Consider the following 19,285-nt stretch of genomic DNA (forward strand, 5'->3'; position numbering starts at 1 on the left):
AAGAGATCGCAGAGTGGCTCACTTTTCATCCGCCGTCCGTGGTATCCATTTCACCCGTTGCCGACAGGCAGCCTGTCCCTGCCTCCCCGCAGGACGTCCCTGCCATGGTTTTCATGCGGGGACCACAGTCCCGGACAGGATTGAGCGCTGGTGGAATGACAGCCCCCACGCAGGTGTGGGCGTGGCCTGTGGCCCGGCCAGCCTGGTCGTCATCGACATCGACGCGCATTCCGTCGCAGTCCCGGAGCGAAACCGTCTGCTGCCAGGCATCCCGATCCACGAGTCGGTCAACCTCAATGGTCTCGTCTCGGGCTTCGACACCCTGGCGCTGCTCGCCGCGCTCAGAAAGCAGCCGTCCCCCGCGGAGGATACGAACACTCTGAGGGTCCGTACACCGTCCGGCGGGCTGCACGTCTGGTACCGCAACCCGTCTCCTGCCATCCGCTACCGGTCGTCCACCGGGTCAAGCCCGAAGGTCGCGCTCGCCTGGCAGGTCGATGTCCGGGCACACGGTGGGTACATCCTCGCGCCGGCAACCCGCACCTCCCAGGGCACTTACGAAGCCGTCGGCCCCACCCGGCTGCCTGCCCCGCTGCCGGACTGGCTCGCCGCGGAACTGACCCGCACCGGACACGTCCTGACCCCAGACCGACCGAGAACCCCGCGCGCACCGCTTCCCTCAGCGCGTGCAGCCCGCAGCCCGCAGCGCGCGCACCGGGTTCTCGATCCGCTCGTCGCCGCCGTTTCCGAGTGCGCGGCGACATCAGAGGGCGCCGGGTTCACCGAAAAGCTGAACCGTGCAGCCTTCACCGCCGGGGGCCTGGTGGCCGCCGGCCATCTGGACGACCTAGCTGCCCGGCAGCTCTTGGTGAACGCGGCCGAGACTGCCCGGCCCTGGCAGACAGCACGCAACGAGAAGATCATCCATGACGGTCTCGCCGCCGGGACCGTCCGCCCGTTCCACCTCGAAGGACGTTCATGAGCAGCGCCGAGAGCACGCGTTTTGACGCAACTGCCGCCGCTCAGCAGATGCTCGATCTTCAAGAAGAGGCCCCCGCCCTGCCTGCGCAGGCATCGACTCCGAAATCTGCGCCGGGGATCTCAGCCGTTCCGCCGGCCGGGCATGCGGGTGGACAACTGCCCTCCACCCTGACCGACCGCGGTAACGCGAAGCTGTTCGTCCGTCTCTACCGGGACGAGTTCCGGCATGTCGAGGGACTGGGCTGGTTCTCCTGGGACGGCTACCGGTGGAAACGCACCGGAGGAGAGAAGGCTGCTCTATGGGCGGCAGGGGAGATGGCCGAGGAAATGCCGGAGACAGACCCCCGCGGCCTGTTCAGCGACCGCGAGCTCCACGTCCACAAGAAGCGCACGCTGTCGACCACCGGCATGAAGGCACTCCTCGTCCAGGCGAAAGCCTCCCCGGACCTGTCCCTGGATCCCGACACCCTCGACGGGGACCCCTACGCCCTGTGCACCCCCGAAGGTGTCGTCGACCTCCACACCGGCCGGCTCCGCAAGCCGGACGCCACCCGGGACTTCCACTCACGAGCCACCAGCGTCGCCCCCCAGGCCATGCCCACCCCCCGCTGGGACCGCTTCCTCACCGACACCTTCGGCGACGACGCCGAAGGCCGGGAAATGATCGACTTCCTGAAACTGCTCCTGGGCTACTCCGTCACCGGCGACGTCGGCGCGCAGGTCCTGCCCTTCCTCCACGGCCAGGGCAAGAACGGCAAGTCCGTCCTCCTCGACGTGATGATCCAGATCCTGGGCGACTACGCGGACGCCGCCCCACCCGGCTTCCTCATGGACCGCGGCGCCTTCTCCGAACACTCCACCGAACTCACCGAACTCCACGGCCGCCGCCTCATCGTGTGCAGCGAACTCAAACCGAACGACAAGTTCGACGAGGCCCGCGTCCGCCTCCTCACCGGCGGCGACAAAATCAAAGCCCGCCGCATGCGACAGGACTACTTCTCCTTCACCCCCACCCACCACCTCTGGCTCCTCGGCAACCACCGGCCCGAGGTCTCCACCGGCGGCTTCGCCTTCTGGCGCCGCATCCGGCTGCTGCCCTTCGAACGAGTCGTCTCCGACGACCACAAGATCGACAACCTCGCCGTCGAACTCGTCCGCGACGAAGGCCCCGGCATCCTGCACTGGCTCACCGAAGGCGCCCGCCGATACCTCGCCACCCGCGACCCCCTCACCGGACCCGACCGCGTCCGCATCGCCACCACCGCCTACGCCAACACCGAAGACCACATCGGCCGCTTCCTCACCGAATGCTGCACCCGCGACACCGAGACCCACCCCGACCTCCGCGTCGAACAAGGCCTCCTCTACACCGCCTACAGCTCCTGGTGCACCGCCGGAGAAGGCATCCGCCCCGCCACCGCACGCACCTTCGCCACCCGAGTCCGCCAGGAACTCGCCCTCGCCTCACCCTCCGACATGATCAAATCCAACGGCCGAAAGTTCTACCCCGCCCTCGCCCTGGCAGCCGAGTAGATGAAAACCCACCCCCACCACACACCCCTGCCCCCACATCCCGGACCGCTCTACGATGGAGAGGCCCACACCAGCACGGACAACCCACAGCCCCACGGGCAGGAAAACAACCAAAGCACCGGACAGACCACCACCGGCGCAGCCACACAGGAGGGAACGCGGCCATGAGCTCGCTACTGACCGAGAGCGACCTCACCGACGAAGCCCGCATCGTGTGGCTGGAAAACCCCGACACCCTCGACTACGTCCGCCAGGCCCTCGACAAAACACCCCGCCGCCGCAACAAACCCCGCTACGCCCGCGACGGCCGGATGATCGGCTACACCGAACTCGACGAGACCGCGGACGCCGATCCCGACAGCGGCCTCTACCGCAGACGTGTCTTCTTCCTCCTGCCCCACGACCGCGACACGGCTCCCGATGGCGTCTACCGTCAAGGCGCCCCCGGCGAGGCCGTCGACCCACGGACCATCGAGCCCAGGAAAGTCGGGGAGAAAACCCCCCGCTCCCAGCAAGGCGACGCCGCAGCCGTTTCCGCGAACCGATAGCACACCCCACGACCTCGCGAGCGGGTTCGGCGCGGTCACGATGGCGGTGGAGGGCTTCGACGTTTTCGCTGGGCCGGGTCCTCATCGCCTTGATCTCCGCGGACTCCTCCGTGGTTGTCCCCGGACGCTGCCCGGAGTTGATCTCGTTCTGCCTGACCCAGTTCCGCAGAGTCTCGGCCGAGCCGATTCCGACCTTCTGGGCGACCGCCCTCAGCCTGGCCGACTGGTTCGGGAAATCGCCACGAATCTCAGCGGCCATACGGACCGCTCGTCTGCGCAGCTCAAGGGGTACGAGGAAGGGCGTGGAATGCCGTTGTTGGGACGGCGCTCTGATCGGGCTGGTGGAGAGGCAGCCGGCGCCATTCCCGCATAAGGGCTCGTGGGCCCAGGGATTCGTGTCAGGCGTTGCTCCGGCTGCCCGTCGACCAGCCCGACCCGGCTTGGGTGACGGAGAAGGGACACCGCTTCCGCTGCCCAGTTCGACCAACAGCAAAGCGATATGCGGCGTCTGTTCATTGCTGTGCGTCAGTCTGGCGTAGCCGTAGGTTTGAACATGACAATCTCGTTGTAGAGCTGGTCTGTCCGCAGGCAGTGGTGCAGACCGCTGAGGAGTCGGTTGCCCACGTGACGCAGTGCCGCTGCGTACCCGTCACCGCGTTTGCGTCGGGTCTCGTACAGGGCCCGGGATCCGGGGGATCGGGTGAGGGAGCCGAATGCCCAATGATGCACTGCAGCCTTGAGCGTCCGGTTGCAGACATTGCGGTGGACAACTGAGTGGCTGCTGCCGGAGGACCAGGTGATTGGGGCGGTGCCGGCGTACGCGCGGAGCTGTCGGTGTGTGGGGAAGCGGTTCAGGTCGTCGCCGATCTCGGCGAACAGCCGGGCGGCGGTGATCGGGCCGCACGCCGGAAAGCTCCGGTAGATCTTGTAGTGGGGGTGTGCGGAGAAGGCGACGTCGGTCTTCTCCGCGAGTTCGTTGGCGTGTTGACAGACGATGTCCAGTTCAGCGATGAGGAGGCGGGTGCGGGTGCCCATGGCCTCCTCAGTCTCGGGGTGTTGTCGTAGGCGGGGCTGGGAGAACAGGTTCTGCAGGCGTGAGGCCTCATGGTCGAGGAGACGGAGTCGTCCGGCGGCAGCGAGGGCGTTGTAGATATTGAGTTTGGACAGTGCTGCTGCATGGCGAGGAGTTGGGGCCAGTGTGAGCATCGCACGGGCTTCGGGCCGCCGCAGGCCGTGCTGCATGCCTGCCCAGGCCTCGACTGCGGCGGGGAAGAACAGGCCGAGGTGTGCGCGTAGCCGGACCATGATTGTGCGGGCGTTCTCCGCGCTGGCGGCTTGGGCACGGGCGAGCACGGTGATGGCTGCCGCCTGGTCGGACGTTGCGGGTGCGGTCCGACGGCGGGCAGGGTTCTGCCGAATGATGTCGGCCAGCAGGGCTGCGTCTCCCCGGTCGCTCTTGGAGACTGCTGCGGAGTGGCGGCCGCGGTAGCGGGACGTCACGGCCGGGGGAATGACTATCACGGGCTGGCGGTGGCGCAGCAGCTCGGTGACCAGCAGGCGACCACCTTCCTCGATCGCGATCGGGACCTGCCGGCGGGTGAACCGGTGGCTGGTTGGATTGAGTGCGCGCAGCGCGCCGAGTATCTCTCGCACGCCTTCCGGCGATTCGGGCACCCGAAGGTGCGTCACGAGGGAACCCTCATCGTCGAGGATCACGAAGTCCTGCAAGCCCCATGACCAGTCGATTCCGGCCCACCATCGCCGCATCCCAGCACCACCTCCACGAAGGTGGCATGTATGCATCACGCAGCCACCTGCACCACCACCGGGGGTGTTGTGCAGGACAGACTCAGAAAGGGTGATCTACGGCCCACCGGATTTCACCGGCGAGGAGCCCGCCGGCGGGTGACGGCCGCGACGGACAAGGCCGAGTCCTTCAGCCGGTTCTCCCAGTGGGCCGGCTTCGGCATCCAGGGCGTCCTCGCCGACAATGACCCCACCGAGCAGGAGAAGGCGATGAAGTCAACGCCCTGCTCACCAACCCGGTCATTCTTCACAACGCCCTGGACATTGCGGAGATCGTCGGCCAGTTCCTGGAGGAGGGCCGGAAGATCGAACCGGAGGACCTGGCCCACATCTCGCCGTACCTGACCGAGCACATCAAACGGTTCGGCGAGTGCTCCACCCACGAACTCGGCATCCAGCCCGAGGTGTACGACCCGAAGCTCGACGTCGACTTTACCCAGCTCCGCGACCAGGACCTGTGCGCCGAGGGCTTCGGGACAGCGGCCTGATCGGGCGAAGTCGGGCGGCAGTTCGTCTGAGATGTCGGCCATGGCGTCGGTGGTGAACTTGCACTCGCCAAGGGGCGACGCTGTTATTTCTCGGTCTTGAGGCCGTGGGTGTGCCGGATGGTGGAGACGTTGGGGGTGTGCTGTACCGCAGGTGGCTGACGCAGCCCGGGCAGTGCGGGTCCCAGTGGACGTCCCGGTGGCTGAAGGGGGTGCGGCTGACGTGGTGGATCGGGGGTTCGACTGTTGTCGTCCAGGAACAGGCTTAGCAGCGGTCCGCTGAGGGTGTCGGTGTCGAGCGCCGCCTCGGTGTGGTGGGCTACAGCGTTCAGCACGGGTACCAGACCGGAATACTCCGTGCCCGCTGCGTCGAGCTGTTCCTGCACCGCGTCCCACCAGGGGTGTGGTGCAGGTGGTCTGGTGTGGGTGCAGCCGGGCTCGAAACGCTCGGTGCACCGACCGTCGCGCCAGCACGCGAAGCCGTTCATGCCGTCCCCGCCCCGTAGGACGCTGAAGGTCTCGGTGCCTTGGGACAGTGCCGACAGGGGGCCGGACATTGCGCCCATGACCCCGTACTCCTCGAAGCAGAACGACCAGTCGTCCAGGGCCCCGGCGCGTAGCACCGATCCTTCTGTCCCGCTGAGCTGTACGGCCTGCTGTCGAGTCAGGATCTGGGCGGTTCGGCTGTCGGCCCCGTACCGGGCCAGCACGTCGTGCGGTGTGATGCAGCGGGTGAAGGTCACGCACCACATCACCGTACTCGGATCTGTGACCCATGCCCACGGCATGGGCGGGGATTCTTCCACGTCGTTGATCTCCTTCGGCTCCACGGAAGGGCCCCGAAAATCATTCTCGGGGCCCTGGCTGGGCGGTGCGGCGTCCAGTATCAGGCGATGACGTTGACGTTGTACTTCTCGGTGTCCAGGATGCGCTGGTTCTTCACGAAGGCCCCGTACCTGCCGCCGGCGGACTGGTTGGCCTCCAGAGCGACGTGACCACGTATACACGGCTCATTGAAGGTGACAGGCTTGTCCGTACGAGCCTCGTAAATCATCCACTGCCCGTTCTGGAACAGTGGGACGATGTCGGCACACAGAGCACCATCGGTTCCCCCCTCGAACGAGCCGGCGAAGGGGAACTCGTCGCAGGAGTCATTCGGCACGTTCTGCGGGAGCAGCACAAATGGGTCGCTGCTCTGGGATCCGCACGTGCGTGCCCGGTTGGCGTCATTGAGTCCGTCCGCCCGGCTCAGCGGGGCCCAGTCACGCAGGTTGGCCTGGGCGAAGCCGTAGGCAGCGGCGGCCGCCCCGTGATTGGGGTCAGAGAGCGAGTACTCCAGGGCGGCCCTCCTCTCGGGGATGACACAGCCAGGCGTGGCGAGCTCCGCATCGCATCGGATTTTCGCCTGGACTGGGCTGTCCCAGTTGACGTTGGGCTGAGTGGGGATGTTGCCCGTGGTGGTGACGTACATGTGGTATTTCGTCTGGAAGCTGTCCGACGCACCGGAAGCGACGTTGCTGTTGTAGGTGACAGACCCGGACGCCTGCGCACCAACGCCGAGAGTCCTGGCACCCGTCCAGGGGCGGTTGCTGGGCGCGGAACAGGCCGAGGTGCAGGACACGTCGAAGGAGACGTTGAGGCTCGTCACCTGCCCGGTGACGGCAATCACCTTGACGGTGATCAGCTCGTTCCAGCTCACGTTAGTGGCGCTGAGGTCCATGCTGCTCTTCACGTCCATCAGGCCGGTTCCCAAGACCGCGCCCTTGTCATCCCACAGCGTGTATGTGACCTCCTGACCGTTCAGACACATGCCGCCGGTCCGGGTCCAGGTCCAGTAGCCCGGCTGAGTGATGTCGCAGGCTTCGGCGTCAGCGGTCTGTTCGGCAGTCCACGCGGTAGCGGTGCGGCTTGCCGCCAGCGGCCTGGTCTCGACACACGCCATGGCCGCACCGCCAAGAGCGGCCCGCTCGGAGAGCTGAATGGGGGAGCACGACCTTCCGGAGCCGAGTTTGACTTGGCCCTGCTCCGATTCCGGGGCTGGGAGGTCAGCGGCCTTAATCGTGCCAAGCGCCTGGCGCCCAGGAGTATCGGCTGCTGTAGCACTACCCGTGACAGCAAAGGACACGGCGGCTGCCAGCGAGGCAGCCGCCGCGATTATGCGCTGTGTGCGGCTCATCAACTTCCTTCTGTTGAACGGACGTGCACGGTGTGCACACGTTTGCGTGCACACCGTGAAGGACGGTAACGGGGGAGCCGCATGCGTACCGAACTTGATCAAAAGTTGGCGCTCGAAGACCGCCTCTTGTCTTGTGCGGCACTCTTGTGATGGGTGTGCCGCTATGCCCTTGGCGCCCACGAGTGGCGACAAACGAACGAATGCCGAAGCCACTACGACGGACTGCGCGCCGGGCTTGCTGGAGCCGGCGCGTCCGCACCTGTTCCGACGTGGCCGGCAAAGAAGGAGAAGTGCCGAATGACTGGAGACGCTGACGGGCGCTCCCCGACCCGGAGCCGGATAACATCGCGCGCCTCGATCAGTTGGCAGCCCACTGGCGGGAGGCACCGCGGAGATTCGTCAGGGCACCCTCACCGCGGCCGCAGCGGTCCAGGATGCCCTGGAACCCGGCCGGGTCGCCCACCTGCTGGAAACATTCGGCCGCCTGAACCTCACGGACACCCCGGACAGCGCCCCGTGACGCGGGCGGCACCGACAGCGCGAGACCCCGGACGATGATGCCCGGGGTCTCTCTGCGACATGACGTGACGTCGGTGCTGCCGGTTCAGCGACTCGTCACAGCCCGCCCGTGGCGCCGCCCATCCCCCCTGAGCTCCGCGAGCACCTCACGCTGCTCCTGGGCGAGCCGATCATGGCGGCTCTTGGTGTTGGAGCAGAGGTTACGTCTACCGATCGCGGCTCAACTTCTTCGGCCTCTGCGGCCGTCGGTCCATTCGGGGTGGTCGTTGACGGCCTTTCCTTCTCTGAAGGAGAGGTCCATGAGGTGCGCGTCGTGGATGATTCGACATCACCGCTGCCTCCTTCGCCGAGGCCGAGCGGTAGGGACCACGACGGTGCCCGCACCGGTGCCTCCGTGGCCGCTCGCCGCAGGGCTGGGGAACCGAGTCGGGGCTTGAGGAACATCCATGTCAGATCGTGCGCTAAGCCTTCTCGGTGTTGCTTGACGCTTTGACCTGGGGTGATCGCCTGTCAGAGCCTTCGTGGGTCGCTGTTGTCGATCTACGGAGAGTTGTTGTGGCGGTCGAGTTTCTGTCGGGCGAGCAGGCTGGGTACGGGGTGTTTGCCGGGGCCCCGTCCCGTACCGAGTTGGAGCGGTACTTCTTCCTGGACGACGCGGACCGGGAGGCAGCGCAAGCCAAGCGGCGTGCGCACAACCGGCTCGGGTACGCGGTCCAGCTCACGAGCGTGCGCTACTTGGGCCGGTTCCTGCCGGACCCGCGGCAGGTGCCGGCGGAGGTGGCCGAGTACCTGGCCGAGCAGCTGGAGATCGCGGACCCGTCGTGCCTAAAGGAGTACGGCGAGCGGGACGGGACGGCCCGCACCCACGCCGGGGAGATTCAGGAGGCCGGGGGCTGGCGGGACTTCGCCGAGGTCTCGGCCGAGCTGAGTGACTGGCTGGATGCGCGGGCCTGGACGACTGGGGACGGGCCGAAGGCGTTGTTCGATGCGGCGGCGGGATGGCTGCGCGAGCGCAGGGTGCTTCTGCCTGGGGCGAGCCGCTTGTCGCGGCTGGTGGGCAGCGTTCGGGAGGCGGCGAACCAGCGGCTGTGGGACACCCTCTACGGACTTCTGAACACCGGCCAGCGAGCGGTGCTGGACTCGCTGCTGACGGTGCCTGCCGGTGCGCGGGTCTCGGAGCTGGACCGGCTGCGGCGCGGGCCGGTGCGCGTGTCGGGCCCGCAGATGAAATGGTCCCTGGCCCGGCAGAGGAGATCGCTGATCTGGGCATGGGCACCCTGGACGTGTCGGGGATACCGCCGCGCCGGCTGGCGGAGCTGTCGAGGTACGGCGTGGACGGCAAAGCCACGTTGCTCAAGCGGCACAACGACGCGCGGCGCCTGGCGACGCTGCTGGCCACTGCGGTGCACCTGACGACGCGGGCGGTCGATGACGCCCTGGACCTGCTGGAGGTGCTGATCGCCACGAAGCTGCTGGCCAAGGCCGAGCGGGAGACGGCCAAGGAGAAGATGAGGACCCTGCCGAGGGTCGAGCGGGCCGGGGCGAAGCTGGCGACCGCGTTCCAGGTCGTCTTCGACACCACCTCCGAGCAGGTCGACATTGACACCGGGGAGATCAATCCGCCGAAGGTGGAGACGCTGACGGCGATGTGGGAGCAGATCGAGGCGGTGGTGCCGCGCAACGAGCTGGCTGCCGCGATCGCGGCGCTGTTCGAGCTGACCCCGCCGCTGGACTCCGATGCGGATCAGGCATGGCGGGCGATGCTGGCCACCCGGTTCGGCACGGTGCGGCCGTTCCTGAAGCTCCTGGTCAAGGTTGTGGACTCGGGAGGACTCCGGAGGGCGCCCCGATTCTGGCCGCTCTGAAGACCTTGCCGGAGCTGATGGGCCGCAAGAAGGTGGGACCTGCCGAGATCGACACCGAGCTACTGGCCGGGTCCTGGCGGCGTCTGGTGCTGGCCGCACCGAACCTGGAGCCGGGGACAGTGGACTGGAAGGCGTACGTGTTCTGCGTGCTGGAGCAGTTCCACAGCATGCTGCGCCGGCGGGAGATCTTCGCGAAGAACTCCTCCAAGTGGGGCGACCCGAGGGCGAAGCTGCTGGCCGGTGAGGCATGGGAGCAGCCGCAGCAAGCGTGCTCTCTTGCCTTCACCCTTCCCTCAACCACACCTGTCTCTGCACGGCCGAAGCCGCCCTGACAGCCATCCCGGTGCTCCCACGCTGTGACGGGCAACAGCCATCGACACGCTGATCGCCACGGCGGCGGCCGCTAGGTGTATTGATCACGAGCGCTGGGAAAGCCAAGCGACTGCTGCCCTCACGGCTACCGGTACTCGTCATCGGGGCAGTCAGTTCGCTGAAGGTGACCGTCTGCGGACCGGCGAACCGTTCGCGGCATGGGCACTTCGAGCCAGCGACCGTCGAGGAGCATCCACATTCCGAACACGGCATCGTTCTCGTTGTGCAGCAGCAGTTGGACCGAGTGGGGGCACTTCCAGGGCAATGTCTGGAGTGTGCTGCGGAGCTTTCCGGTGTTGAGGTGATTGAACGTGCCTGCGAGGACATGGCATTCAGCGCCCCGGGGGGTGCCTCCCCAGTGCCCGAGCTGCTGGTCCCCGCTGACCCGCTTGAAGCCGCCGGGGTGCAGGCCGGCGTCAAGGGGATCAAGGCTGATGATGTGCTGAAGCACCGAGTCTTCCAGGTAGCTGAACAGCAATATGACGTCGGTGAAGTCGCTCATCAGTTATCTCTTCCACGTTAACGACCAGGGCCTGAGGTGCTGCCACGCACCATCGATCACCGCTCGTCATTCTGCAGCCTGCTCCGCGTTGATCAGGGCATGAAGCGTGGAGATCCGTCTGACGTGCAGTGGGACCGAATGGAGCCGCTGCTGCCGACTGGTCGGAAACCTGGCCGGCCGAGAAAGTGGTCGCGGCGGCTGTTGGACGGCATCCGGTGGAGGACACGGACCGGTGCTCCCTGGCGCGACATGCCGAAACCAACGGCCCGCTCTGGACCGGACCATCGTCTGCTGACGGTTTTGTTGTCTCGTGTTCGGGTGGTGGGGGACGATGTCTCTGTGATCAACGGGGATGTTTCCTTACGTCTGGCGGCGAGGCGTGGCCGTCGCATTGCCCAGCTCGGTGACGCGGCGGCGGGGTGGGGTGGGGAGGTGCCGGAGGATCCGGGTATCGCCGAGTTGGCCGATCTCCTCGAAGCGGCCGCTGCTGATGTTCCCGCCCGGACCGGCGAGACCGGGCACACGGCCAGGACCCTTCTGACCGGTGCGGTCGAGGATTTGAGGGCGGCCGCCCGGCTCGGCGGCCTGCTTCCCGCGGTGACCCTGTGGCACCTGCACCGCGCCATGGAACAGGAACACGCCGCCCACCAACACCTGCACCCCCGGGCACCCACAGGCTGAGCAGACGGTGCGGCTGTCTGCCTTGCCCTCCAGCCCGCCTGCTCCGCGCACACGGCCAGCCCCGCCCGACCGGGCGGGACAGCCCTTAGCCTGCCGCTGTCCGATGACGCCCGTATACGGTGCCGACAGCACGAGACCCCGGGCGATGGCGCCCGGGGTCTCTCTGTGACATGACGTGACGTCTGTCCGACCGGTGCAACGACCAGCCTCGGCTGGTGTTACGCCCACTCCACACCCAGCCCTGCCAGGACCCTCGCGCTGCTCCTGGGGCCTTGTCAACGGCCCCGGACAGGACGTAGGGGGGGCGGGCCTGCTGGTAGGCGCTCTGCCTGTGTTCGTGGGCCCACCGCAGCCGTTCCAGCAGCCCCGAGTAGGGGGCCGCGGAGGGAGCATGTGTCGGTACGGCGGGTTGCGTTATGGCGTGACGGCTCTTGTCACGCTTCCCATGGGCGCGGACGACCGTAGAGCCGTTGGACCTCACTCTCCTGGGATTGGTCCGGCACACGCTGCCGGAAATGCGGAAGCTGGTCCTGAACGAGTGGACCTTGGGGCGGTGGGCGCCTGCGCTTGCTGGAGGAGGTGCCTGCCCGTACGACGGCCGGCCCGGCCCACCACCGCCCACGGACATGACACGATGCCTCTTCTTCGCCGGACCCTGGGGGGATCATGCGCATCCGCACCACCGCCGCCGCCGCCGCGCTCATCGCGGCCGGCCTGCTTGCCGCACTCACCGCATGCGGCAGTGGCCATGACGAGAAGCCTGCCAGCAAGGGAACTGCCAGTGCTCTGAGCGAGGCCGAGCGCGAGGCCGCCCGCAGGGCCGCCGGTCTCCCGCCAGAGCCCAGCGCCACCGCCCGCTACGCGTTCCTCGAAGCCCTGGACGACATCGACGAACGCATCTCGAAGCCCGGCACGGACGAACAGGCCGTGAGCCGCGGTCTGAACCAGTGCAGTTCCATCAAGTCGTTCCCCGACGACAGGGACAAACTGGTGAAGCTGACTCTCGACCGGTTCACCATCCCGACACTCCTGCCCGACATCAACAACGCAGACACCGGCGGCAAGATCCTTGACGCTGTCCACCACCACCTCTGCCCCGACTTCTGACCACCCGCTCGAACACCAGCGTGGCCCTGGCCCGCCGTACCCGGGGTCCGCCGCCACAGTGGGCGGATCCGACCGAGGGAGCGCGACAGTCGCGATCTCCTCGATGGCCGGTCGCCGTACCCACCGGTGGCCGCAGCCCAGGAAGGAGCGCCGCGTGACCTCCTCGACAAGTTCGTGCCGTGCTCCGGCGTTGAGCCAGTCCCCTCCGGCCTCCCGCACGCACTGCTCGACATAAGCGTGCATCTGATCGTCGCTCGCTTCCCAGCCGTAGCGGAGCATCGCCCGCAAGCGGTCCGCCTTGGTGGTCCGCGCAGCGGCGTGCCCGGCAAGTGACGCGTTACGGTCATCGAGCACCACGCCATCGACGATGCAGAGGGCGGCCGATTCCACGAGGCCACTGGCAGCGGCAGCCGTCACCGCGTACCCGCCGGTGGAATGGCCCACCAGCACGGGGCGGTCCCAGCCCATCGCGGTGACACGCCACCGTCTCGCCAGTATTGCTCGGGGCCGGTGGAGTCGAGCCGGGTCTGCCCATGGCCACGCAGGTCGATGGCGATCGGATGACACTCGCTCACCAGATGGGACGCCACATCCGCCCAGGCGGCGGCGTTGTGTCCGTTGCCGTGGACAAGCAGCACCCCCTCACCGTGGCCGCCGAAGTCCACACCCGAGAGGACCCGTCCACGACGGGGAGTTTGATCTCTGCTCCGATCACCACCGCACCCTGACGACCAGAAGCCAACAAGCGCAACTGCTTTTCTCGCAGGAGGCCGGCGCGGAGTGAGGATTCCCTCAGACCGTCGATCGGCCTGCTCATCGTGGCCCGTTTCCCGAGACGCTCGGCGGCCTACGGCTGCTGCGCCATCCGGACAGGCAGGAGTGATCACCTGCGCGGGGTGCTGATCAGCACGAACCTGCGGTCCACTCCTGGTTTCCGCCGTCGGCCGAGGGCATTCCTACGGGCCCGCTGGTGCTGCTGGGGACGGAGATGGGAAGTCGGCCGGCGTCGGCACATCCCTTCGCCTGGCTGTTTCGGCGTGGCTCGGGCGTTGTGCGGCAAGGTGGCCCCGGGACCGGTGGCCGTGTATGGCCGTATCGCGCCAGGCGGCGAAGGCGAGGTCGCACAGCCGGTCACGGAACCGGCCGATTCCGATCCAGCGCAGTACGGCCCCGGCCCCGTCCAGACGGAAGTACGTCTCGCCAGGCCCGGTGGTGCCGGCTTCCGGCTCGCCGGGCGGTTCGGGCGACCATCCCAGGGCGGTGACGGTGTCCATGGAGCGGAGGTTCCCGAGGATGCCCGGCATGCTGCGGGTCTGCCTGGTCAGGTCGAGGTGCTCCACCTGCACCGGCCCGGTGTCGTCCGTCGCGTTCAGGGACGTGGTGAGATCCCCGCCGGTCTGTCCGGCGCGGCCCAGGACGATCTTCTCCTGCATCAGGATCCTGCCGGTGCCGTGCAGGCGGATCCGGGTGTCGCGGTGGGTGGCGATCCCGTCCGAGACCACGAAGGGCTTGCCCGCCCAGGTCAGGATCGCCTCGTCGCCCACAGTGGCGTCAATGGCCCACGATGACGGTGCGTCGCCCTCGTACGCGACCGTGCCGGTCGTCTCCACGATGTCGAGCCAGGCACCGGGCGCGACGTCCACCTCGATACGGACGCCGTCGCCGGACAGCAGCAGCGCCTGGGTGGCGAGAAGGCCCACTCGGGCGCCGTGTGCGTCCTGCTCCATGATCCGCGCCGTCAGATGCCCGGTCGTGCGGTGGACGCGGCTGCGGCTGCCAGTGCGGACGACGCTCAGGCGGGTCGGCCCGGTCACGCGCTCTGCCCTGCATGCGCCGGATCCTGGCCGTGCGCGTGGGTATGCAGGTGGGGTCCCTCGCCGTCCTGGCCGGTGTGGAAGTGCGGGGCCATGGGGCCCGGGTCGACCGGAGTGTGCTCGCCGGTGCGGTAGTCGGCGAGGGTGTCGCGGACCCAGCCGGTCAGCATCCGGATAGACGCCTCGTCGTGCCGGGACAGCGCGACCACCGGAGCACCCTGCCGTACGTTGCGCCCTTCGCGCGTCATGCGCTCGACGTCCACGCCCACGTGCACGCCCAGGTCGGTCTTGTTGATCACGAGCAGGTCGGCGCGGGCGATGCCGGGACCGCCCTTGCGGACGACGTCACCGCCGCCGGCGACGTCCAGGACGAACACCTGGGCGTCCACCAGAGCGGGCGAGAAGGTGGCGGTGAGGTTGTCTCCGCCGGACTCGATGATGACGAGATCCAGTGGGCCGAAGTCAGCCTCCAGGTCCTCAGCCGCCAGCAGGTTGGCCGTCACGTCGTCACGGATGGCGGTGTGGGGGCATGCGCCCGTCTCCACCGGGCGGATTCGTTCGGGGTCCAGCACTCCGGCGCTCCTGAGGAAGCGCGCGTCCTCGTCGGTGTAGATGTCGTTCGTGATGACGCCCAGGCGCAGTTCGCCGGACAGCGCCCGGCACAACGTCGCGATGAGCGAACTCTTCCCGGTGCCGACGGGGCCGGCTACGCCCAGGCGCATGGCACGGGCAGGGGCGATGGCGTTCTCAGGCACTGAAGAGCCTCTCTGTGATGGTGGCGTGGGTCTCGGCCCAGCGCTCAATCAGGGGAGCACCGTGGGCGGGAATCTGTTCCGGGAGGCGCAGAAGGGCGACCTGGTCGGCCATCTCTTCGATGTCCGGGAGGAGTTCACTCACCCACGCTGTGATGGTCAGCGGGTCCTGCGGTTCGAGCTTGAGCAGGGCCGCGGTCACCGTCTGGGCGTCGTCGTACCCGACGAGACGGGCCACGTCGGCCGGGTCCATTCCGGCCCGGTGCGCGAGCAGGCCGAGAACGACGGGGCGTGACCAGGTGCGTGCGCGGGCATCGACAGGGCCGGGCCAGAGCCCTTGCAGGAGCCGTAGGTACCCGCGGCCCAGCCGCCGCCCGTTCGCCCGCAGCGCCGGGCTGGGTGTCCGGGCTGCCCAGGCGGCCTCAACCTCAACGAGGTCACCGGCGTTCGCCGCGACCGCACGCGCGACGACGGCGGTGCCCGCCTCCACCATGGTGATGGTGCGAAGACGCGAGCGCAGGTACGCGGGCACCTCGGCGGGTGCGATACCAGCCCGCAATGCTGGCTCCAGACCGGCGGACTGCGTATGCCCCCCGGACGGGAGCCGGGCATCGCCCAGCAGGGCGAGCAGGAGCGGAGAGGTGCTCACCGGGGCCTCAGAACAGCAGGTATCGCTGGGTGAGCGGCAGGCTCTTCGGCGGTTTCGGCTGGTCGAGGTACCAGAAACCGTTCCGGCTCTTGTGTCTGGTGAGGCTGTGTCCTTCCGACGGGTCGACACCCGGGATTTCCACCGCGATCTTGAACGTGGCCGGGTCGATGTCGATGCCGAACAGCCCATCGTTGAAGACCATGTCCGCCTTCTCGACGTCCTTGACGGGCTTCGCGCCTTTCAGCTCACGCCGCAGGCCGAGAGTGTCCTTCAACGAGTCCTTGAACACGCCTCTGCCTCTCACCGTGCTGTACGGGTCGGTGTCGGAGGGCGGGTTGAGCACCTTCTCGGAGACGAACGAGTAGGACAGCCGGCAGGCGATCGCGGCAGCCATCGCGGGCCGCAGGAAGGTCGGCTGCGGGGTCGACACCGAACCGTTGGGGTCACCCAGGTTGCCGATCACCATGGCACCGGCCTTGATGACCATCTCGGGCCGAACGGCGAAGAACCGCGGGTCCCACAGCACGAGGTCTGCGAGTTTGCCCTCCTTCACGGAACCGACGTACTCATCGATGCCGTGGGCGACGGCGGGGTTGATCGTGTACTTGGCCACGTAGCGCAGCGCACGGGCGTTGTCGCCCTGCCCCTGACCGGCACCGTAGAAGAAGTTCGCGTCCTTGAAGGTCTTGTGGCTCCACTCCTTCATGACGTGGGCGACCTGCCAGGTGCGGGTCACGACCTCGCCGATACGGCCCATGGCCTGGGCGTCGGAGGAGGTGATGGACATCGCACCCATGTCGTGCAGCACGTCCTCGGCGAACATGGTGGTGGAACGGATCCGCGAGTCGGCGAACGCCTGGTCGTTCTTGTTCCTGAGATCGAGGTGGTGGGCAGAGGCCAGCATGTCGATGTGCTCGGCCACCGTGTTCGCGGTGTACGGCAGCGTCGGGTTCGTGGATGCGGGCAGGACGTTCCGCTCGGCAGCCACCTTCAGGATGTCGGGGGCGTGCCCACCGCCGGCGCCCTCGGCGTGGAAGACGTGGACCGCGCGCCCGTCGATGGCGCCGAGGGTGGTCTCGACGAAACCGGACTCGTTGAGGGAGTCGGCGTGCAGGGTGACTTGCAGCCCCCATTCCTCCCCTGCCTTCAGCGCGGCGTCCAGCGCTGCCGGAGTGGCTCCCCAGTCCTCGTGGATCTTGTAACCGCCGGCGCCCGCCAACGCCTGCTCGTCCAGGCCGTCCTTGCTCACAGTATTGCCTTTGCCCAGCAGCATCACGTTGACCGGCAGGTCGTCGAAGCTACGGTGCAGGTTCACCAGATGCTGCGGGCCGGGCGTCACGGTGGTCGCCTTGGACCCCTCGGAAGGCCCCACGCCGCCGCCGATCAGCGTGGTGGTCCCGGTCGACAGCGCTTCCATGACAGCCGAGGGGGAGATGTAGTGCACGTGGGTGTCGACGGCACCCGCGGTGAGGATCTTGCCCGCGCCGGAGATCACGTCTGTGGAAGGACCGATCTCCAGGCCCGGGGTGACCCTGTCCATGACGTCGCTGTTGCCGGCCTTGCCGACCGCGACGATCTTTCCGCCCTTGATCCCGACGTCGGCACGCACGATGGAATTGCCGTTGCCCCGTTCCAGAGCGGGGGTGACGTCCAGAATGATCACGTTGGTGATCACGGTGTCAGGGGCGTCCTGTGCACTGGTGGTCGTCCCTTGCAGCATCGACTCGCGAATGGTCTTGCCGCCGCCGAAGATCGCCTCATCACCACCGAACGTCAGGTCTTCGGTGACCTCGATCCAGAGGTTGGTGTCGCCCAGGCGTAACTGGTCGCCCACGGTCGGGCCATAGGACTTCGCGTACTGCTCGCGGGTGATGTTCGCCATTGCATTCCTCCAGCTGGGTGTACGAAGGCCCTGTCAGTCGAGAGCGACGTCGTCAGCCGGCTTGTCCTTGCGCAGGCCCGGCACACGCCGCCTCCCGCCGATGGGCACGACCTCGATCGCCTCGCTGGGCGCGTTCTCGGGGCTGAAGCGCATGGAGTCCCCCGGAGCGATGTCCAGGCGGCACCCCCAAGGCGCCTTCCCCGGCGTCTTCGACCTGTCGTACGCCAGCTCGCAGGCCGCAGCGATCTGCTCGGACCTCAGGCGCTGAGGGTCAGTCAGAACGGCCTCGGCCTCGGTGGCGGTGTCCAGGTCGGTGAAGAACAGCAGGTCCTCATTGACATCGGCCAGATGGAAGTGCGAACCGATCTGAATGTCGCGGTCACCGACGTTGACCACATAGACAACGGCCTTGCCCTCTTGTGAGTTGAGCACATGCACCGCGGACGGGTCCCTGACCCACACTCCTCCCACCTTGTACCGGGAGAAGCCATGGGGCCGGCCCGGGTCAAGGGACGAGGGCGGTACGGGTTCCGGCTCCTGACAGTGATGGGCCGAGTAGCAGGGGCACGTACCCGGACACGTGACCGACGTGGTCACCAGAGGCTTCGGGGCCAGCGGCTGGAAGTAGGGCATGAAACTCGACCTCAGCGGATGGGAGCGGACAGCGGGGCGGCCTTCGGTGCGCGGATCGGGTCGTAGAGGGTGACAAGCTTGCGCCCGTCGGGGAAGGTCGCCTCGACCTGAAGGATGTCGAGCATCTCGGGCACGCCCTCCATGACGTCGTCGGTCGTCAGGACGCTCTCGCCCCGGCCCTGGGTGTCACCCTTCCGCTGCTCCAGGGGAACGTCGGCGTCGCTCATCATCTGGTCGACGGTGTAGTTGCCCGCCCGCGCCTCCTCTATGACCCAACAGCTGATGTACGCCACCGCCTCGGGGTAGTTCAGCTTGACGCCACGCTCCTTGCGATAGCTGGCCAGCATCCCGGCCACGCTCAGCAGCAGCTTCTCCTGCTCTGAGGGAATCAGGTGCATCCGTGCTCCTCTGCGGTGGTGAGAGTGCCCCGGCCCCAAGAGGGACAGCGGCACCATGCGTGCGTCCCCGACCCACGCCCGACCGGGCCCATCCACCGGGCTCGGCAGGTACGTCCGGTCGGCACATCCCCGCAAACAGGCGCCGCCCTTCGACAAGCACCCTTCGGCGCTGAGTACCGCCGCGTCCCCGGCAGCCGCCACTTGGACGAGCAGGTGCATCTGCGCGTGTGGACTACGCCTGTGCTTTCCCGGATTCAGGGACGAACATGAGTCGGCAGCGCGATGCGGCTCCACCGTTCATCAGCCGAACCATCCCGCGCCGCAGACGATCATCACGCACAAGCCAGCACGCTGCCGCATAACCGCAAAGTCCCCCCCGAACGGATGTCGATGCGATCATTTGACCTAATCTGTCGCCCGTCGCAACGGGAATCGTGCCGACGAATGCTGTCACGCAGCCGATGTCATACGAGATCCGAGGCTCACAAGCTCAAAAGCAACCCACACCACACAGTCGGTCAGACTCCTAACAGGTCTGTTCGCATCACGCACCATCACACCGATGGACGGATTCGGCCCTGA

At 67.4% G+C, this 19,285-nt stretch carries 16 protein-coding genes and 3 pseudogenes; 8 read left to right on the plus strand and 11 right to left on the minus strand.

Going from position 1 to position 19,285, the window contains the following annotated elements:
* The first annotated feature begins 43 nt into the window (after positions 1-43).
* From OHA98_RS40100 to OHA98_RS40110, 3 genes are all read left to right on the plus strand, one after another.
* Positions 44-982 (plus strand): bifunctional DNA primase/polymerase, encoded by a 939-nt coding sequence (locus OHA98_RS40100; protein ID WP_266933250.1) that lies wholly within the window; start codon positions 44-46, stop codon positions 980-982.
* Positions 979-2,514, plus strand: a complete 1,536-nt coding sequence (locus OHA98_RS40105) for a phage/plasmid primase, P4 family (RefSeq protein ID WP_266933166.1) — start codon at positions 979-981, stop codon at positions 2,512-2,514. Before OHA98_RS40100 ends, OHA98_RS40105 begins: the two co-directional genes overlap by 4 nt.
* Positions 2,515-2,678: 164 nt before the next feature.
* The gene (locus OHA98_RS40110) at positions 2,679-3,062 is read left to right on the plus strand and encodes a DUF6009 family protein (RefSeq protein WP_266933167.1); all 384 of its coding nucleotides are present in this window, start codon (positions 2,679-2,681) and stop codon (positions 3,060-3,062) included.
* A gap of 525 nt (positions 3,063-3,587) precedes the next feature.
* Here OHA98_RS40110 and OHA98_RS40115 read toward each other — a convergent pair.
* The gene (locus OHA98_RS40115; RefSeq protein WP_266933169.1) at positions 3,588-4,829 is read right to left on the minus strand and encodes an IS110 family transposase; all 1,242 of its coding nucleotides are present in this window, start codon (positions 4,827-4,829) and stop codon (positions 3,588-3,590) included.
* A gap of 311 nt (positions 4,830-5,140) precedes the next feature.
* Here OHA98_RS40115 and OHA98_RS40120 point away from each other — a divergent pair, with 311 nt between their 5' ends.
* A complete protein-coding gene (locus OHA98_RS40120; protein WP_266933252.1) occupies positions 5,141-5,356 on the plus strand; it encodes a Tn3 family transposase in 216 nt (71 codons plus the stop codon).
* An 83-nt stretch (positions 5,357-5,439) separates the two neighbouring features.
* Here the strand turns inward: OHA98_RS40120 and OHA98_RS40125 are convergent, their stop codons facing one another.
* Together OHA98_RS40125 and OHA98_RS40130 are read right to left on the minus strand one after the other, a co-directional pair.
* A complete protein-coding gene (locus OHA98_RS40125; RefSeq protein ID WP_323179719.1) occupies positions 5,440-6,141 on the minus strand; it encodes a DUF6461 domain-containing protein in 702 nt (233 codons plus the stop codon).
* A gap of 98 nt (positions 6,142-6,239) precedes the next feature.
* Entirely contained in the window at positions 6,240-7,295 is a 1,056-nt protein-coding gene (locus OHA98_RS40130; protein WP_266933171.1) for a hypothetical protein, read from the minus strand.
* A gap of 1,308 nt (positions 7,296-8,603) precedes the next feature.
* Between OHA98_RS40130 and OHA98_RS43035 the strand changes: the two are divergent.
* A pseudogene (locus OHA98_RS43035) lies at positions 8,604-10,170 on the plus strand (DUF4158 domain-containing protein); the annotation flags it as partial.
* Positions 10,171-10,370: 200 nt separating this feature from the next.
* Here OHA98_RS43035 and OHA98_RS40150 read toward each other — a convergent pair.
* Positions 10,371-10,787 (minus strand): hypothetical protein, encoded by a 417-nt coding sequence (locus OHA98_RS40150; RefSeq protein ID WP_266933179.1) that lies wholly within the window; start codon positions 10,785-10,787, stop codon positions 10,371-10,373.
* Between the two features lie 99 nt (positions 10,788-10,886).
* On the opposite strand from OHA98_RS40150, the pseudogene OHA98_RS40155 reads away from it, so the two are divergent.
* The 3 genes and pseudogenes from OHA98_RS40155 to OHA98_RS40165 all read left to right on the plus strand — a co-directional run.
* A pseudogene (locus OHA98_RS40155) lies at positions 10,887-11,033 on the plus strand (transposase); the annotation flags it as partial.
* Positions 11,034-11,219: 186 nt separating this feature from the next.
* Positions 11,220-11,468: a hypothetical protein gene (locus OHA98_RS40160; RefSeq protein WP_266933261.1), complete on the plus strand. Its 249-nt coding sequence runs from the start codon at positions 11,220-11,222 to the stop codon at positions 11,466-11,468.
* 666 nt (positions 11,469-12,134) lie between these two features.
* Positions 12,135-12,575 carry a hypothetical protein gene (locus OHA98_RS40165; protein WP_266933180.1) on the plus strand — a complete coding sequence of 147 codons (441 nt, stop codon included), beginning with the start codon at positions 12,135-12,137 and terminating at the stop codon, positions 12,573-12,575.
* Between the two features lie 84 nt (positions 12,576-12,659).
* On the opposite strand, the pseudogene OHA98_RS40170 reads toward OHA98_RS40165, so the two are convergent.
* The 7 genes and pseudogenes from OHA98_RS40170 to ureA form a co-directional block, all read right to left on the minus strand.
* Positions 12,660-13,290: pseudogene (locus OHA98_RS40170) on the minus strand (alpha/beta fold hydrolase); the annotation flags it as partial.
* A 241-nt stretch (positions 13,291-13,531) separates the two neighbouring features.
* Positions 13,532-14,389 carry an urease accessory protein UreD gene (locus OHA98_RS40175; RefSeq protein ID WP_266933182.1) on the minus strand — a complete coding sequence of 286 codons (858 nt, stop codon included), beginning with the start codon at positions 14,387-14,389 and terminating at the stop codon, positions 13,532-13,534.
* Entirely contained in the window at positions 14,386-15,111 is a 726-nt protein-coding gene (gene ureG, locus OHA98_RS40180; RefSeq protein ID WP_266933256.1) for an urease accessory protein UreG, read from the minus strand. The genes OHA98_RS40175 and ureG overlap by 4 nt, the downstream gene beginning before the upstream one ends.
* A 25-nt stretch (positions 15,112-15,136) precedes the next feature.
* Entirely contained in the window at positions 15,137-15,790 is a 654-nt protein-coding gene (locus OHA98_RS40185; protein ID WP_266933183.1) for an urease accessory protein UreF, read from the minus strand.
* A 7-nt stretch (positions 15,791-15,797) separates the two neighbouring features.
* Entirely contained in the window at positions 15,798-17,672 is a 1,875-nt protein-coding gene (ureC, locus tag OHA98_RS40190) for an urease subunit alpha (protein WP_266933185.1), read from the minus strand.
* 33 nt (positions 17,673-17,705) lie between these two features.
* Positions 17,706-18,134, minus strand: coding sequence for an urease subunit beta (locus tag OHA98_RS40195; protein WP_266933187.1), 429 nt, complete (start codon positions 18,132-18,134; stop codon positions 17,706-17,708).
* 182 nt (positions 18,135-18,316) lie between these two features.
* Positions 18,317-18,703 carry an urease subunit gamma gene (gene ureA, locus OHA98_RS40200; protein ID WP_266933189.1) on the minus strand — a complete coding sequence of 129 codons (387 nt, stop codon included), beginning with the start codon at positions 18,701-18,703 and terminating at the stop codon, positions 18,317-18,319.
* Positions 18,704-19,285: the final 582 nt, after the last annotated feature.

Origin of the sequence: Streptomyces sp. NBC_00654, assembly GCF_026341775.1 — a bacterium.
In the GTDB taxonomy this organism is placed as follows: domain Bacteria; phylum Actinomycetota; class Actinomycetes; order Streptomycetales; family Streptomycetaceae; genus Streptomyces.

Excerpts from the sequence above, each read along its gene's own strand:
- OHA98_RS40125 (WP_323179719.1), bottom strand. The coding sequence starts at position 6,141 with ATGCCGTGGGCATGGGTCACAGATCCGAGTACGGTGATGTGGTGCGTG.
- OHA98_RS40130 (WP_266933171.1), bottom strand. The coding sequence starts at position 7,295 with ATGGCGTGTGTCGAGACCAGGCCGCTGGCGGCAAGCCGCACCGCTACC.
- OHA98_RS40115 (WP_266933169.1), bottom strand. The coding sequence starts at position 4,829 with ATGCGGCGATGGTGGGCCGGAATCGACTGGTCATGGGGCTTGCAGGAC.
- OHA98_RS40165 (WP_266933180.1), top strand. The coding sequence starts at position 12,135 with ATGCGCATCCGCACCACCGCCGCCGCCGCCGCGCTCATCGCGGCCGGC.
- ureG (WP_266933256.1), bottom strand. The coding sequence starts at position 15,111 with ATGCGCCTGGGCGTAGCCGGCCCCGTCGGCACCGGGAAGAGTTCGCTC.
- OHA98_RS40150 (WP_266933179.1), bottom strand. The coding sequence starts at position 10,787 with ATGAGCGACTTCACCGACGTCATATTGCTGTTCAGCTACCTGGAAGAC.
- ureC (WP_266933185.1), bottom strand. The coding sequence starts at position 17,672 with ATGGCGAACATCACCCGCGAGCAGTACGCGAAGTCCTATGGCCCGACC.
- OHA98_RS40105 (WP_266933166.1), top strand. The coding sequence starts at position 979 with ATGAGCAGCGCCGAGAGCACGCGTTTTGACGCAACTGCCGCCGCTCAG.
- OHA98_RS40110 (WP_266933167.1), top strand. The coding sequence starts at position 2,679 with ATGAGCTCGCTACTGACCGAGAGCGACCTCACCGACGAAGCCCGCATC.
- ureA (WP_266933189.1), bottom strand. The coding sequence starts at position 18,703 with ATGCACCTGATTCCCTCAGAGCAGGAGAAGCTGCTGCTGAGCGTGGCC.